Here is a 15998-nt window from a genome sequence, read left to right on the forward strand (position 1 = left end):
AGCGAAGGGATCAGCCTTGCCAGCGGCGTGGTGACGCTGTCGGCGACGATCACCGACCATGACGGAGACCAGGCGAGCTCGAGCGTCGATCTCGGCACGCGGGTGACGTTCCTGGACGACGGCCCGACGATGGTTGCGTCGGGCACGGGTCCGTCGCTGACGCTGGACGAGAGCTACCTGACGGCGGGAACCAACGGGATCAACGGGACGACGCCCGATCTCACGCAGACGACGACGAGTGCGTCGTTCGCCGGCGTGTTCATCTCGAACCCCGGTGCGGACGGTCAGTCCGGCTCGATCAGCTATGCGCTGTCGATCGACACCAGCAAGTCGACGGGTCTTGTGGATGCGCAGACCGGTCAGAACGTCGTTCTGGTGATGAACGGCACGACGGTGGAAGGTCGCACGGCGGGCGGCAATCTGCTGGTGTTCACGCTGTCGGTCGACGGCAGTGGCAAGGTGACGTTCACCGAGGACCGGGCGGTCAAGGAGAACACCGGCACCAATCCGGACACCAGCGAAGGGATCAGCCTTGCCAGCGGCGTGGTGACGCTGTCGGCGACGATCACCGACCATGACGGAGACCAGGCGAGCTCGAGCGTCGATCTCGGCACGCGGGTGACGTTCCTGGACGACGGCCCGATCATGAATGGCTTTCAGACCGCAATCATTGCCGCTCAGGATAACCAAGTCGCAAACGGCACCTACAACATCAACTTTGGTGCAGACGGCGATGCGTCGATGGCCGTCGCCGTCCACAACGGTTCCGTTGGCAGCACGGGGTTCAACCTGGCAACGACGAATCTCGGAGGCGGAATCACCTCGGTGCACGTCACCGGAAACGGTGACGACTATACTTTCTACTACACGACCCACGCTGTCAGCGGTGGCGTGGAACTGGATGCCTACTACACAGATACAGCCGGGGCGCTTAGCAATCCCTTCTTCACATTGTTGATTGATCCAAACGGCACCTATACCTTTGATCTCGAAAGCGTCGGGCTGTTGACGCAGGTCACGGTGAACGGTTCCGATTTCGGAGCGTCCGGCGGCGGCCAGTCCTCACTCACCTCTCCGGACGGCCAGCTCGTCATCACCGGAACCGACAACAATGGCAACTTCCTCGAAGTCAAGGCTTCAAACAACGGCATTGCGGTTGGTCACTCGGGACTGCAAATGGATGCGAACGAAGATCTGCACCTCAACTTTGCTCAGGAGCAGACGCAGGTAAGCTTCATTTTCACCCAATGGCAGTCGAACGGTACCGCAGACGTCAAGTTCGACGTCTATAATGGCGCAACCCTCGTTCATGAATTCGATATCAACATTCCGAAGCCCGCCTCCGGTGACACCCACATCGTGGTGCAGGAGACGTCGGATGTCGCGCTTATCAATACGTCCGCTTTCAATAACGTGACGCAGACGTACACGCTCTACGTTGGGCAGGACTTCACCGAGGTGGACGTAGATTACGATCACACGGTCAGCGGGGGTGCTACGTTCACGGTCAACAGCATTACCTACAATCACGAGACGCTTATCCCGAGCACCGACTTGCTTTTCGATGTGACGGCAACCGATACGGATGCTGATACAGCGACCAGCAGCCTTCAGGTCAACCTTGTTGGCGGTTCGAACGTAGCGAGCGGCGCCACTCTGACCGGCACGTCAGGTAACGACTTGCTCGTGGGTGGTAGCGGCAACGATACGCTGGTTAGCGGAACGGGGAACGATATATTTGCGCTGAAGGCGTCGGGAGGAGGACACGACATTTTGTCGGACTTCAACGCTGCAGCGGACGAAATTGTTGTCGATATTGCAAGCCTTAGCCTGACAACGGCTGAGTCCTTGGCGATATCGGCCGGTCAATACACGACCTCGCTTGCCACGGGCCAGAATGAAAACGCGGCGAGTGCGTGGAACGAAAGCGGAAGCACCAACAAGTTCTTCTTCAACGCGACGACGCAAGAGCTTTGGTATTCGGCAAACGGAACTGGCAGTGACAAGATTGACTTGGCACACTTGAGCACCGGCGTGCCTGCTGCGGCGAATATTCACGTTGCATGAGCTAATGTGATTCCCAAGAATTAGGCCCGCGGGAGTGTCTTCCGCGGGCCTAATTCGTCTACGGGGCAATCGACAGATACGAGATCAGCTCGATGGAGGACCCGATTTCTTCATCCTCAGCTGATTGGGAATTATCGTGATGGGTGTTTCTAGTATCTTAACGCCGGTGCCAGGTGCATCGCTGAATCGAGCGGTGAAATGTCGAAGCCCGACGTGAGTGATCGCGTGCGAAATGTTGGCCCAGATTTCTCCTCCGCAATCTTCGCGCCAACGGTGACAGAATGAGTAGTCTTCTGACAGTCTTAGTCCGTCCACTATCAGAAACTCGAATGCCCGGATGAGTCGGGAGCTCTTCTTACCCAGATTGAGCCCCGGCCGTTTGTCCACAATCCCTGGCAGCTTCGCTATCATGACCTCGATGCAGGATCTCTGCACAAGCATGATCCCCGTTCCGCAGCCGTCGACCCGAACGAACCCGTTTCGGCCTGAGGTACGAGACGGCTTCTGCACTACGAAGTCATGCGAGGCCGCGCTCGCCTTTTCCATTGATTGTCCGGCAGTCACCGCTTTGGCAAATCGATTGAGGTCAATCTGCCGCTTTGGATAGATCGCCCCGACAATCGGTTTATCGAACTCGAGCATGTCGAATATGAGCTGCGGTTCAAAGCCCATGTCGGCATCAACGAAAAGCAAATGAGATGCATCCGTCTTGTCGAACCAGTGCGTCAGCAATGCGTTGCGGCCTTCGGCAACATCAGCATAGGACACTGCAGCAAGGTTGGATCGGAGGCTCCGTCGTTCGAGCTCGATACCCAGTTTAAACAGGGTCTGAACACAAGGTGTATAAAAGCTTTCACCGTAAGCAGGCACCGCAATGAATAACTGGGTTGGGGGCATCTGCGAAGCTTCCCATCAAATCGATCAACATAGTATGTCAGGGCTCGCTAGTCCGCTACAGCGGCGGGCTTTGTTCGGCGGTTTTGTTTTGCCTCACAGGAGCAGCGGCAGCGTGCTCAGCGACCCGCCGCCAGCCGTGTTCGCAGGCTCCGAGCCCGCCCATTCCGATCCGGCGGCCGCGGGCGCGGCTTCGGCCGAGAGCGGCTGGGCCTTGGCGTAGGGCCTGGCGAACAGATGTACGCCCTCGTGATTGATCGCGAACAGCGGCGCGAAGTTCAGCTCGCCGTTGTCCTCCCGCAGGCCCGCCCAGCGGTTGTCCAGGATCAGCCAGCGGCCGTCGAGACGCGCCGCAAGCACCGCGTGGTCCTGCCGGACCGTACGGTCACGGACGAGCAGCAGGCGCATGTCGGCGTCCGGGAAACCCGCTTCGCGCAATGCGGCGTATTTGGCGATCGCATAGTCTTCGCAATCGCCTTTGCCCGTCGCAAAGCTCGCCAGCGGCGAGCTCCAGCGGTCGAGCTCCCGATGCTGGACGAGATCGCTGACATAGCGGATCGCGGTGTTGACGCCCAGATTGACTTCCTCGAGCCGGGCTCGCCCGGACTTCGCTTTAACGGCGCCGACGAGCCTGAGGAATTGTGCAGCGTTGGATGGGCAGCTCGCGGCATCGGCCCGGCAGCGCTCGAGCACGGCCTGCTCCCTGCCGATCTCGTCTTCAACCGCACGCCATTTGCGCCAGATCACGCTGTCGGGTGCCCGGAACGTGAAGAGGCCGAAGGGTTCATTGCCGAGCGGCGGGCCGGCCGGAGAGGCGGCCTCAGGCAGGGCATCCGTCGCCGTCGAAGAGGGCGGCGTCAGTGCCGCCAGACGCACGGCATTCGGCCCACGGCCACGCTCGCGGTCCAGCTTGGCCAGCACCGCGTTGATCGTGAAGAATGTCGCGGGAGCTTGAATCGTATCCGCACCGGATGGCGCGATTTCAGTCGGATCGACCGGCCCGGCATCGGCAGCAAACGCGACCGAGGTCGCAGCACCGGTGAGCGAAACCAGCATGGCTGCCGCGAGCGCCGCAACGCCTTGCCGCCGCCGTCCCAAACGCGACTTCATTGACCGTCCCCATATTTCGGGACGTCGCCGGCGTCTTTGCGCGCCTGATCGTCATCCCGACCTGTTTATCGGGAGCCAGCGTGCGCGTGGGCGCGCTTAAGTCGGGTTAAAACCGGGGAGGCGTGGCCGGGAATGGGCCGGTGCGATGAACCGCGCCCCACCAGCAATGCTAAAGCTTGGGGGGGCGCGTTAAGGACGCATTAAGCAAGGCGGATCGCGGGATGGGGTCTAGAGCCCGCTTCCGTTCCGATGGAATCGAAACGGGGCTCTAGATTCCGGGACCCACTTCGCTCGAAAACGCTCTAGTGCTCGCGCAGCGCCTCATCCCGCAGCGTGCGGGCCGGCTTCATGATGTAATCCAGGACGCTCTTCTTGCCGGTCAAGATCTCGACAGTCGTGATCATGCCCGGAATGATCGGCAGCGGGGTTTCCTCTGTGCCGAGATGGTTCCTGTCGGTTCGCACCATCACGCGATAGTAGGTCTCCGGCCGCTGCGCCGCCTCGCCCTTGTCGTCGAGGATCGTGTCGGCGCTGATCCGCTCGACCTTGCCGGCCAGATGGCCGTAAACTGAGGAGTCGTAGGCGGATATCTTGACGACGGCATCCTGGCCCGGGCGGATGAAGGCGATGTCCTGCGGTCTAATCTTGCCCTCGACCAGCAAGGTGTCGTCGAGCGGGACGATGTCCATGAGGTTCGCACCAGGCTGCACGACGGCGCCGATCGTGGTGACGTTCAGCTTGTTGACGATGCCGCGAACCGGCGAACGCAGATCCGTCCTGCGCACCCTGTCCTGAGCGGACTTGATGTTCTCGTCGAGGACGGCGAGGTCAGCCCTCGACTTGGCCAGGTCCTCGTCCGCCTGCGCTCGGAAGGTCGAGATCGTCGTGGCAATCTTTGCCTTGGCCTCGGCGATCTGGCCTTTCGCTTCTGCTGATTGACGCTCCAGCCGAAGCATTTCGATCTCGGGAACCACCTTCTGCTCGTAGAGTTTGCGCGTCAATGCGAGCTCGCGATCGAGCAGGGCCGATGTCTGGGTCAGCCTTGCGATCTGTTGATTGAGAACGTCGACGTCCTGCGCCACCTTAAGACCGCGGTTCTTGAAGACGCTGCGTTCGGTTGCCACGGCAGCAGGGGCGACCTCGTCAATCTGGTCAGGAAAGACAATCTCGCTGCGCCCCTTCGCTTCGGCGTCAAGTCGCGCCAAGCGGGCCGCCATCGATGCACGCCGCTCCCGTATCTCACCGAACTCGGAAGCGAACTTGGTATCGTCGATGCGCATCAGGGACTGCCCCTGTTGGACCGCCGCGCCCTCCTGGACGAGGATGTCGCCGACGATCCCACCTTCCAGCGATTGGACGACCTGAATCTGCCGCGAGGGAACGACCTTGCCGTTGCCGCGCTTGACCTCTTCAAGCACGGCGAAGTGAGCCCAGATCAGGAATGTGGAAAGCAGGGCGAAGAACGCCCACAACAGCATCCGGGAGGTTCGCGGCGTTCTCAATCGGACGGCCGCACGGATATCGTTGGCGTAGGTGAAATCAGCTGACATTGGATTTCTGCGCAGCCGGGACGGGTTGAACAACTCTGGGAGGGGTGACAGGCTCGGCGGACGGGGTCTTGCCTTGCAACAGGCTCAAGACTTGGTCGCGTGGTCCATCGGCGACCAGCCGGCCGTTGTCGAACAGCAGCAGGCGATCAACCATGGACAGCAGTGAGAGGCGGTGAGTGGAGATGATGATCGTCATCTGCGCATCGTCGAGCTTCTTCAGTCGCTCCAGGAATTCGCTCTCGCTGCGGACGTCGAAATGGGCGGTCGGCTCGTCCAGAAACAGGATCTTGGGTTTGCGGATCAAGACGCGGGCGAGGCCGATGGCCTGCTTTTGTCCGCCCGAGAGGCTGCGTCCGCCCTCCGCGATGGGCATGTCGTAACCCATGGGGTGGCCCGCGATGAAGCTTTCGACGCCGGCCAGGCGCGCTGCCGCAAGCACTTCTTCGTCGGTCGCGGCCGGATAGCCCAAAGTGATGTTGTCGCGCAGCTTGCCGAAGAACAGGTCGGTGTCCTGCATCGCAAAGCCGATGCCGGTGCGCAGGTCAGCGGGATCGTATTGGCGCGAGTCGACGCCGTCGACCAGGATGCGGCCATCCTGTGCCTCGTAGAAGGAGAGCAACAGGCGCCCGACGGTTGTCTTCCCTGAACCAACTCGACCGATGATGCCAACGCGCTCGCCGCTCTGAATCTTGAACGTGACCTTGTCCAGCGCCTTTCCGGGCGCATTGGGATAGGTGAACGTGACGTTGTCGAAATTGATGGTGCCTTGTTCGATCTTTCTGGCGACATAGGTCCGTTCCGGTGAACGTTCCCGTTCCAGGGTCATGATGCGATCGATGGATTTGAGCGCCGAGAAAGTCTGAGTGCCGCGGGTGATCACGGATGCAATGCCCGCAATCGGCGCCAGGACCCGGCCGGCCAGCATGTTGGCTGCGACCAGCGCGCCGACCGTCAGGGTGCCGTTCTGGATCAGAAAGACGCCAATGACGACCAGGAGCAGGCTGGTGAACATCTGGGCCGAGTTGGCTGCGGTCAACGCCAGGGATGACCAGAAGTGCACGGCCTCGCCGGATCGGGCCGTCGCGGCAACCGAACGCTCCCAGGCCGTCTGCATCCGTGCCTCACCACCGGAAGCGCGCACGGTTTCCAGACCGGCGAGCGATTCGATGAGTACCCCGTGGCGAGCCGCGGATTCTGCCTGCAAGCGCTTCATCGCCCGATTGAGCGGACGCTGCAGCACGAGGCCAATTCCGATCATCACCGGCAGCATCAGCAGCGGCACCCAGGCGAGCGGTCCCGCGACGACGAAGAGAACGGCAACGAACAGGATGGCAAACAGCAGATCCGTTGCCGAGACAACGCTGCCCGAGGTGAAGAACTCGCGAACGGAATCGAAATCCCTGAGCTGGTTGGCAATAATGCCGACCGACGTCGGCCGCTGCGACATCTTCACAGCCATAACGTGCTCAAAGATATTGGCTGCGAGGACAACATCGATAGTCTTGCCGGTCACGTCGATCATCTTGCTCCTGACCATGCGCAGGATCAGATCAAAGACGATTGCGAGACCCATGCCGATGGAAAGAGCGATCAACGAGGGGATCGCCCCGTTCGGGATGACGCGGTCGTAGACGCTCATCGTGAACAGCGGCATGGCCAGGGCCAGAATGTTGATAAGCAGCGCGGCCAGCGCAATGTGCCCGTAGTTGCGCCAATGGGCCTTTACGACGGACCAGAACCAGTGCTGCCGGGGAAGGCTCCCAGCCGCGACGGCTCGCGCGTCCGACTCGGCCGCCGCCCGGACCAGAAATGCGTAACCCGTATAACCCGCAGCAATGGCATCCAAACCCAGCACCTGCGGCACATGCGGTCGTCCGCTTGGGTCGATCACCCTGGCGGTACGCCTATCCTCGTCGACGCTCAGCAGGATGAGCGTCGTTCCGTTCTTCATGATCAAGACGACGGGAAGAACGAGAGACGGGATATCCTGCAGTTTTCGTTTGGTGGCCTCGGTTTCCAGGCCGGCACGACGCGCCGCGCGGTCGTAGAGAGAAACTGTCAGACGTCCGTCGAGGATTGGCAGGCCGCCGAGCAATCCCTCGCGGGTCACGGCTCTGCCGTGATGTCCGGCGAGAAAGATGAGCGAATCCACCAACGGGTCGCCTTCTTTCACCCCAACCTTCTCGAGCCGAGCCGGTGCCGCGTGCTCTTCGCCGCTTCTGGTCGGTCGTGCATCTTGGACGGAGGACTTCTTTGTTCGACGGAACAACAAGCTGATATGCCTTACTTAAATGAAAAGCGATGAAAGCGAGCTTGGCAAAGTCACAGGACGATACGACAAATTGCTAGTTAATTCATTTACTTATTTGGACCGTCCCGATTAAGGATTAACGATCGCGGGGCCGAAATTCTATCCGTGCATTATCGGGGGAGGCCGAAATAAAAAAGCCCGCACAAATTGTGCGGGCTTTTTTAGTCAGTCGATCGACTTCGCTACCTTGCCGTCGGCGAAAATGCGGTCAGTAGCCAATGGGGTTTCTCTGCCTGGGCGTATGAGCTGCGCTGGCTTGTCGAGCTCTCAAGCACGATCGGTCCGCCGGAGTTTTCCCGCTGGGCAAACCAGGCAGACACGCCGGCAACCTTGGCTGACGCGCCCGTCTTGGCAGGCTCGCCCGAAAAACGGTCGCCGAAAGCCGACGTGGCGGGTTCGGTCGCAGCATAGGACAGGCGAACTGGCGCCGCCGTCGGCGCCGGGACCGCGACCCGCAACGGCTCGGAGCCGCTCTGCGGAAGCGTCCAGCGGAACGTGGGCGCCTTGTAATCAGGCAGGCCGAACAGGTTCAGATCGGTCGGGGCTGCGTCGACAGGGGGAGGGGCCTTCAGATACTCGATCAGAGTGCCTGTCGCGGCGAGCAACTGGTAATCGGCAAACACCACAACCGCCCGCGCCGACGTCAGCGAGACCTGTGCATTGAAGAACTGGTTCTGGGCGTTCAGAAGATCGATGAGCGAGCGCTGGCCCAGCTCATATTCCTTCTGGAAGGCGACGATGGTCTTCCGGGCCGCCTCCAGCTCACTGGTCAGCGCCGCAATGCGGGTCTGGGTGACCGTGCGGGCGTTCCAGGCCTTGTCGATCGACTCATACGCATCGCGCTGCAAGCGGGCGTGCCGTGCCGTCGCTTCCGTAAACCGTTCAGCCTTTTCCGAGCGGTTCCAGGCATCCTGTCCGCCGCGGAAGATGTCCCAGGACATCACCACCTTGCCGCTATAGTCCTCATGGGTGACGGCGGGCGAGCCGGCGGCCGCAACGTAGGGGAAGGCGTTGTCGTAATGAGTCGCCCGACCCTCGAGATAGAATTTCGGGGCAAACAGGCCGTCCGTGGACTTGAAGGCGTGCTTGGCGGCATCGGCATCGGACTGGGCCGCCGAGATCGTTGAGTTGAACCGCAGCGTAACCGCGAGCGCTTCATCCCGGCTGGCCGGAAGCCCCCTCAACGGGCCTGGGAAGCGCACATTGTAAGGCTCTATGCCAACGACCTTGCGGTACTTCGCCCGCGCGTCCTCGAGACTGCGACGAAATTCGGCCAGGGCCGCGCGCGCACTCTCGACGCGCTCTCTCGACTGCTCGAGGTCGCCTTCACCGGCCCGTCCGCCCGAGAACCGGGAGTTGACGTTCGAGAAGATCTTGTCGTGATTGGCGACGTTCTGCTCGGCGAGGCCCACCAGGCGCATATAACGCACGACGTCGACGTAAGCTTCGGCGGCATCAAGGGCGATAAGCTCGGTTCGTTCTTTGACGCGTGCTGCGGCGGCGTTCACCCGTGCATTCTGGCGCCAGACTTCGTGGATGGAGGTGAATCCATCAAAAAGGAGCTGCCGGACAACGACCGATTCCTGGCTCCCGTTCCGCCAAGGCCCGGATCCCGTCGTTGGAACCGCAATGCTGGGGGCTATGAAGCCGGGCGACTGGTCGAACTTTTCCGGTCCATAGCTGGCGTCGATGCGCACCTGCGGCAGGAGCGTGCTTTGAGTCTGGCGGAGCTCGCTCTCGGTTGCGCGGCGGTTCGCGGACGCCTCGCTTACCGCGGGGTTGGTCAGCATTGCCTGACGCAAGGCATCGTTGATCGAAAATTGCTCAGCTCTCGCGGGGGCGGCCGCCAGGATGATCGTTGCGAAGGCTAAATGCGCCGGCTTCATGGTCCCCACCATAAAAAGTCTTTTAACAAATATTATTGACTGGGAAGAATTAGCAAAATGCTACGACCTCACCTATGACATTTCAGTCACAGCTTGCAGCAATCGACCGAGCTTCCCGTTTGCGCGAGTAGGACAGCTCTCCCGGATTGGCTTGGCCGTTACCTCCGCCCCCGTCACCTGCGCGACTGCTGCGTTGCACAAATCCGTGCGTGTAAACTGTAGGTAGCGTCTTGATCCTGCTGATAAAAGTGCGTTGCTGCTGCAGGACGATCTCTCCGGGCGGACTGGCGGTCGGGGCATCGATGGAGGCTGAGTGCGTCGGGGGCGGGAAAGGACAGGTGGCCGCAGGGATTTGCCTCAGGTCCGGATGCTTTCCTCAGTTCCGCAGTTGAGGATTGGCATCACGATCAGCCGAAGGGTCGTGTTCCCCAAGCGAATCGTAGATTAGGCCGCGCTTATGGCGATTGGCTTGGCTGTCTAGTCGGGCAGCCTAACGACGATCATTGGCAACGGACCCGGAATTTCGCTGATGGCCCATCGATGGGGTTCGACCCGGCTGGGATGTATCGGCTTGCCAGTGAATCACGATTGCAACTGTTAATTGCCGACCCTCCTCGGGTGGGCGAGCGGGATATTCAGACCAGAATACCGCCTGGCCGGTTCCTGGTGCGCTTCGGAAGCGGGAAAAAGGGGTAGCCAGGGCGAAACTCGAGCTTCAAGCATCACTTAAGCACTCACCCTCATACTGAATCCATTTTCAGGATCGGGATTGAAAGGCACATATTATGGATTCAGACCTTCGAGCCGAGCTCGAAAGCGTCATGGAGGACATCCAGAAGCGCCAACGGCATATTGAAGACCGGGTTTTTCTGATCAACGTTCTCGAACGAGAGGGGCACATCACGCTGGACGAGCAAGCGGTGCTCAAATTCGAACGCAAGCAGCTCGCAGCTCAAATGGAGCGGCAGACAACGCTGCTTCTGAAGGCGCGGGTCTGAGTCAGCGCCAGTCGTTCTCCGGCAGCGTTCCCGGTGGCGGCTTGAGTTGCTCGAGCCCGTCGTCGATCACGCGGATGTCTTCCTCGACCTGCTCGATGGTGCGGGTCGGATCAATGCCGGAGACGGTGCGTAGCTGCTCAAGCAGCCGACGCCGGTGCTCCCGCAACTCTTCCAGAGCCCGGCGGTCCTTCAACTCCACATGAGAGGCGACGATCAGTTCTATAGGTGAGGACAAGGCAAATACCTGCTGATTAAAGATTTCAGTATGAAGATTTATGCCGATCGTAAAAGTTCGTTGAGGCATCTTCGCTCTGGCCGCACGCCGAAGCAAGCCGGGCCAGGTCCCCCGGGGCTGGGCGTACAGATCCATCGGTCTTGTCGCCTGAGCGCGTCTTCGCCCTTTCGACGGGCGATCGGCGCGATCGCGGAGGGTTGCGACAGCTATGTGAGCGTCGCTCCGCTTATCGTCCAAAAGGACAAGCGACCATTAATTTCACGTTTGATATTTTGGTTGGGTTGGTCGATGAGGCATTAAAAAAAGCGATGTTCCGCGAAGGCAATTGCAAAGAATGTGCGCGCTTTGTTTGATCCTCGACAGGAGGATCGACAGATACAAGCAGCTCGTCGTCCAGTTTTCGGATTTTGATGACGGCGTCGTCGAGCGAATATTGTGGCGGATAGCTGAGCTGCGGAGAATGAAGGCCGCGCTTCATTCCGAAGATGGATAAGTCATTTTTTTTCATAGCCATCCACCAAGAGCGGTTGCGGCCCGCGTGGTTGGTCTACTTGGGCCCGGTAACTCCGTATGGTCGAACAGCGCCGTCGGCTTGAAATGTATCGGCGGACGGCGTTGCTCCAGCCCCCCGGGAGGGTGATGCAAAATCCCGGTTATTCCGGTCTGCGGTCGCTGACGGCCGGTTCGAACCATTGAATCGCATCCCCGGTATCAATTCCGCGCCGCGAAAGTATCGACCATTCGGTTGATATGGCGGGAAAAACAGGAATAGACCTCATGGGATGTCTTGATGAATCCCCATCCTCTTTCGCGGAAATATTTGCCGATTTCCGATAGCGTCCCCGGGCGAGGAGCGCCTCAACCGGCAATAGAAGGGGCTTGGCAAGATCGGGAAAATTCGGCAATGTTCAACTTTTCGGATTTGGCCATGCCCGCATATCTTGTCCGGTTAATCGATAATCACCAGATCGTCGGAATTTTCTTCGCCGACCATCCCGGAAGTCTCGCCCTTTCTGTGCACGAATGGACGGACAAGGATCGCTGTGAATACGTCAAGTTGCCCGAGGGGGGCATCGTGTGGGCGGGGTCGGCTGTTCCCGTGCCTATGACCCCGGGCGACGAGAGCGATGCTGATTGGGATATCCCCGAATTGCCATTCTCGAGCGCGACCACGTCCGAGACCTGGCTCAATGTGCTCTACGGCTATCCGCCCAGGCCGCGCTGGACGAAGTTAAAGACCAGACGAATACCAGAAGCGACTTCACCCCTACCGCCGCAACCGATGGGCATGGGGCAGGTCATTCCCTTGCGAAGACCGCGCCGATAGCGCGCCATTCGCCAAAGGCGAGGAAACAGTATGACGGCCGAGAAGCTGCGTACTCACGTGACCTACCTCACCGAGATCGCAACGGACTCCGCTAGCCGTGAAGTCTTCGTGGGCCTCACTTTTGAAGAGACCATTTGGTTGATCGATTATCGAGAACGGCGTGCGCGCCGCGAGCCGGGATGGAACCAGGATCAAACGGCCGCTCGCGAGCTGGCCGCAAGGCACTGTGTGGCACACACCGAGATCGTGACCGCAGAGGCGGAAAAGCAGCTCAACAGGCCGACCATCAACTAGGCTGTTTCGGTCCTCGGACGATCCTGACAAGGATGCCGTGATGCCAGGCCCGGAGTTCAGTCGAGCGTGAAGGCAGCACTGTAATCTCGCTTGAGTGCGGGATCCTGCTGCTCTTTTCTCAGTACGCAGTTGCCGACCACCAGCATGTCGAGCTCGTTGCCCATGAAGCAGCGGAAGGCATCCTCCGGCGTACAGACGATCGGCTCGCCGCGCACGTTGAAGCTGGTGTTGACCAGCACCGGGCATCCGGTGAGCGCCTTGAAACGGGACAGCAAGCGATGAAAGCGCAGATTGGTGTCGGCGCTGACCGTTTGGATACGGGCGGAATAGTCGACATGCGTCACCGCGGGGATCGTTGAGCGCGTCACGTTGAGCTTGTCGATGCCGAACAATGCTTGCTCGTCCGCGCTCATCATGTGACGCCGGTCGCTTCTGACGCCGGCGACCAGAAGCATGTACGGACTGTCGTCATCGAGCTCGAACCAATCGGCAACATCCTCGCGCGCAACCGCCGGCGCAAACGGCCGGAAGCTTTCGCGAAACTTCACCTTGAGATTGAGGTTCTTTTGCATGGCGGGCGAGCGCGGATCGCCCAGGATCGAACGCGCGCCGAGCGAGCGCGGCCCGAACTCCATCCTGCCCTGGAACCAGCCGACCGCGAGCTGGTCGGCGAGGGCCGCGGCTGTCGTCTCGATCATGTCATCCTCGCCAAGCACGTCGAAGCGGCCGCCGGCGTCACGCAGCCGCTGCTCAACCTCCTCTTGCGAAAATTCAGGTCCCAGAAAAGCGCCGGACATGCCGTCGCCGGCCGCGACATGCCGCGGTTGTTGTCTGAACTGATGGTACGCCGCGAGGGCAGCTCCGACTGCACCACCGGCGTCGCCGGCGGCCGGCTGAATCCAGATCGAATCGAATTTTCCGTCGCGCAGCACCTTGCCGTTGGCGACGCAATTGAGCGCAACGCCGCCCGCGAGGCACAGATTGCGTGCGCCGGTCTGAACCGCAAGGCTGCGGGTCAAACGAAGCACCGCCTCCTCGAGGACGGCCTGGATGGAGGCTGCGATGTCCATGTGGAAAGGCGTGAGCAGTTCGTCCGGCGTGCGCACCGGCTGTCCAAACAATTTGGCGAACCGGTCATCGGTCATCGTCAGCCCGGTGCAATAATTGAAATACGACATGTCGAGACGAAACGAGCCGTCCGCCTTCAGATCGATCAGTGAATCGAGGATGAGCTGCGCGTATTTCGGTTCGCCATAGGGCGCAAGCCCCATCAGCTTGTATTCGCCGGAATTGACCTTGAAGCCGGTGTAGTAGGTGAAGGCGGAGTACAGCAGTCGGGGTTGTTGAAGCAGTACGTGTATCGCGGCGGCATGAGCCAAATGTACCAGCGCCAGCTCAGGACGTTATCGCGAAAAACCCGGCCATTTCCGCCATTCTTGCGAATGCTGTTGTCCTGCCAATCCCAAATGCGCATGCCACGGCTGTTGAAGGACACCGGCTCCGATTGCCCGCGAAGCGTTGCGAGTGTGTCGCGCACGGCGGTTGTCGAGAAAACCAGCCGGAATAGCTCTCCGATCTGAAACGCCGTTTTTCCGAGCGTTTGCCAGCGTGACAGCAGCGCGTCCGAAAAATCGGCGCGCGGAAATCCACCCGCCAGTCCCTGCTTTTGACCGACCGCGGCGTAGTGCGTATAGCCGTCGCTGTATTCGCCAAGCGCCAATCGGACGCGCGCAACGGGATTTTTGGAGACATAATTCGCTTCGTCCCAGCCGTCGGGAAGGAAGCCGCCGCTTCGCTTTTCGGCGCGTCCGGCCGCCAGATAGTGGTGATAGCCGTTCAGAAAAGAACCTTGCGAGACCTGATACTCGACGTCGCGGTTGACTTGCAGATATCTCCTCTCGTTCCAACCCTTCGGCGTGAAACCGCCCTCGCGGCCTTCCAGTCTGCCGGCGGCGAGATAGTGGTGATAGCCGCTGATGAAGGTGCCGCGTGCGACCTCGTTTCTCACGTCTGAATTGACACGCAGATAGAGATCTTCGCTCCAGTCGGGCGGCGGCGTGCCGTCCTGCCGGCCTTCGGCGCGCCCGGCGACCACATAGTGGTGATAGCCGCTGCTGAAGGTGCCGCGCGCGACCTCTGCTCTGACGTCTGAATTGATACGCAGATAGAGTTCTTCGTTCCAGCCGGGCGGCGGCGTGCCGTCCTGCCGGCCTTCGGCGCGCCCGGCGACCACATAGTGGTGATAGCCGCTGCTGAAAGTGCCTCGCCGAACTTCGGCAGCGACATCGGGATAGATTCGAAGATATTGCGCCTCGTTCCAGCCAGGGGGCGGCGTGCCGCTCTGCCGACCTTCGGCGCGCCCGGCGGCAAGATAGTGATGATAACCGCTGATGAAGGTGCCGCGTCGAACCTCGGCGGCGACATCCGGGTAAAGTCGAAGATACGGGCCCTCTTGCCAGTCACGCGGCGGCACGCTGCTCTGACGGCCTTCCGCACGCCCGGCGGCAAGATAGTGATGATAGCCGCTGGTGAAAGTGCCACGCCGCACTGCGGCGGCGACGTCCGGGTAAAGGCGAAGATAAAGCGCTTCGTTCCAGTCGACGGGGGGACTGCCCTCCGCCATTCCGGCTTGTGTGCAATTTCCGGGGGCGGCATCCTTGCAATCAGGGTCCGTGGCGGGTGCCGCCGGAAGCGCCTGCTGAGCCTCCGTGCGGGTCGCTTCCCCGGGCAAAGGCGTCGCAACGGGGGGAGGAGGTTTGCCGCTGCCGGCGGGCCGGCGCTTTGCAAGCTCGGTTGTCAGGAAATCGTCGAAGGCCCGGACCCCGTCCCCGGAGAAGCGCCCCTCCAGATATTCCTGATCACGCGGAAAGAAGATGTTGAAGCCGAAGAAATCCAGGCCGATCACGGCTTGCTTGAGCGGTGCGACGGATTGAGCGTGGAGAAATGCCAGCATGATCTCGTAGCTGGTGGCCGAAGGCTGGCCGAAGTTGAAGACGTTCTTGCCGTTCCATCCGGGATGCTGCGGATCGAGTGCGACCTCGGCGCGGGAACTTCCCAATATGATCGCGTCGGGCCTGATCCGCCGCACCTGATATGGCTTCACGGCGGGAACGTGATTTTCGTAGCGCGGCCGCACGACATTGATCCCCGGGATGTCAGGGGTCCCGAACACATAGTAGGGATCGACCAAGACGATGAGCGCGGAGAGGGCGAGGGGAGGGATCGCTATAAATCCGATGAATCCGACGGTAAAGCGTCGAAAACTGGAGCCCGTTGGGGATAGGAGATCGGCAGCTTTGCTGGTCGCAGAGACGAGTGCGCTCACC

The 15998-nt window shown here is 60.6% G+C and carries 12 protein-coding genes and 1 pseudogene; 4 read left to right on the forward strand and 9 right to left on the reverse strand.

All coding sequences use genetic code 11. From position 1 onward, the window contains the following. Positions 1–2067 (forward strand): DUF5801 repeats-in-toxin domain-containing protein (locus RAD15_RS00005; RefSeq protein ID WP_458173124.1); only part of this gene is annotated, 2067 nt, incomplete at its 5' end. An 84-nt stretch (positions 2068–2151) separates the two neighbouring features. Here RAD15_RS00005 and RAD15_RS00010 read toward each other — a convergent pair. The 5 genes from RAD15_RS00010 to RAD15_RS00030 form a co-directional block, all read right to left on the reverse strand. Beyond that, positions 2152–2964 (reverse strand): hypothetical protein, encoded by an 813-nt coding sequence (locus tag RAD15_RS00010; RefSeq protein ID WP_458173126.1) that lies wholly within the window; start codon positions 2962–2964, stop codon positions 2152–2154. 93 nt (positions 2965–3057) lie between these two features. After that, positions 3058–4071, reverse strand: a complete 1014-nt coding sequence (locus RAD15_RS00015) for a transglutaminase-like cysteine peptidase (protein ID WP_458173128.1) — start codon at positions 4069–4071, stop codon at positions 3058–3060. 302 nt (positions 4072–4373) lie between these two features. After that, entirely contained in the window at positions 4374–5621 is a 1248-nt protein-coding gene (locus RAD15_RS00020; protein ID WP_458173130.1) for an HlyD family type I secretion periplasmic adaptor subunit, read from the reverse strand. Beyond that, positions 5611–7794: a type I secretion system permease/ATPase gene (locus tag RAD15_RS00025; protein WP_458173132.1), complete on the reverse strand. Its 2184-nt coding sequence runs from the start codon at positions 7792–7794 to the stop codon at positions 5611–5613. The genes RAD15_RS00020 and RAD15_RS00025 overlap by 11 nt, the downstream gene beginning before the upstream one ends. Positions 7795–8114: 320 nt before the next feature. After that, positions 8115–9818, reverse strand: coding sequence for a TolC family outer membrane protein (locus RAD15_RS00030; RefSeq protein ID WP_458173134.1), 1704 nt, complete (start codon positions 9816–9818; stop codon positions 8115–8117). A gap of 821 nt (positions 9819–10639) precedes the next feature. Between RAD15_RS00030 and RAD15_RS00035 the strand changes: the two genes are divergently transcribed. Further along, positions 10640–10816 carry a hypothetical protein gene (locus tag RAD15_RS00035; RefSeq protein WP_458173136.1) on the forward strand — a complete coding sequence of 59 codons (177 nt, stop codon included), beginning with the start codon at positions 10640–10642 and terminating at the stop codon, positions 10814–10816. 1 nt (position 10817) lies between these two features. Here RAD15_RS00035 and RAD15_RS00040 read toward each other — a convergent pair whose 3' ends face one another. Both RAD15_RS00040 and RAD15_RS00045 read right to left on the reverse strand, forming a co-directional pair. Next, positions 10818–11186: a hypothetical protein gene (locus RAD15_RS00040; RefSeq protein ID WP_458173138.1), complete on the reverse strand. Its 369-nt coding sequence runs from the start codon at positions 11184–11186 to the stop codon at positions 10818–10820. A gap of 91 nt (positions 11187–11277) precedes the next feature. Beyond that, positions 11278–11559, reverse strand: coding sequence for a hypothetical protein (locus RAD15_RS00045; protein WP_458173140.1), 282 nt, complete (start codon positions 11557–11559; stop codon positions 11278–11280). A 396-nt stretch (positions 11560–11955) separates the two neighbouring features. Between RAD15_RS00045 and RAD15_RS00050 the strand changes: the two genes are divergently transcribed. Continuing rightward, positions 11956–12378 (forward strand): hypothetical protein, encoded by a 423-nt coding sequence (locus tag RAD15_RS00050; RefSeq protein WP_458173142.1) that lies wholly within the window; start codon positions 11956–11958, stop codon positions 12376–12378. A 30-nt stretch (positions 12379–12408) separates the two neighbouring features. Then, positions 12409–12672 carry a hypothetical protein gene (locus RAD15_RS00055; protein WP_458173144.1) on the forward strand — a complete coding sequence of 88 codons (264 nt, stop codon included), beginning with the start codon at positions 12409–12411 and terminating at the stop codon, positions 12670–12672. Positions 12673–12728: 56 nt separating this feature from the next. On the opposite strand, the pseudogene RAD15_RS00060 reads toward RAD15_RS00055, so the two are convergent. Beyond that, a pseudogene (locus RAD15_RS00060) lies at positions 12729–14006 on the reverse strand (carbamoyltransferase family protein); the annotation flags it as partial. Next, positions 13943–15997, reverse strand: a complete 2055-nt coding sequence (locus tag RAD15_RS00065) for a hypothetical protein (RefSeq protein ID WP_458173146.1) — start codon at positions 15995–15997, stop codon at positions 13943–13945. The gene RAD15_RS00065 and the pseudogene RAD15_RS00060, both read right to left, overlap by 64 nt. Between the last annotated feature and the right edge of the window lies 1 nt (position 15998).

It is taken from the genome of Bradyrhizobium sp. 14AA (assembly GCF_054185205.1).

Coding starts and splice junctions, on each gene's coding strand:
- RAD15_RS00020 (WP_458173130.1), bottom strand. CDS start 5,621: ATGTCAGCTGATTTCACCTACGCCAACGATATCCGTGCGGCCGTCCGA.
- RAD15_RS00035 (WP_458173136.1), top strand. CDS start 10,640: ATGGAGGACATCCAGAAGCGCCAACGGCATATTGAAGACCGGGTTTTT.
- RAD15_RS00015 (WP_458173128.1), bottom strand. CDS start 4,071: ATGAAGTCGCGTTTGGGACGGCGGCGGCAAGGCGTTGCGGCGCTCGCG.
- RAD15_RS00040 (WP_458173138.1), bottom strand. CDS start 11,186: ATGGATCTGTACGCCCAGCCCCGGGGGACCTGGCCCGGCTTGCTTCGG.
- RAD15_RS00030 (WP_458173134.1), bottom strand. CDS start 9,818: ATGAAGCCGGCGCATTTAGCCTTCGCAACGATCATCCTGGCGGCCGCC.
- RAD15_RS00010 (WP_458173126.1), bottom strand. CDS start 2,964: ATGCCCCCAACCCAGTTATTCATTGCGGTGCCTGCTTACGGTGAAAGC.
- RAD15_RS00045 (WP_458173140.1), bottom strand. CDS start 11,559: ATGAAAAAAAATGACTTATCCATCTTCGGAATGAAGCGCGGCCTTCAT.
- RAD15_RS00050 (WP_458173142.1), top strand. CDS start 11,956: ATGTTCAACTTTTCGGATTTGGCCATGCCCGCATATCTTGTCCGGTTA.
- RAD15_RS00055 (WP_458173144.1), top strand. CDS start 12,409: ATGACGGCCGAGAAGCTGCGTACTCACGTGACCTACCTCACCGAGATC.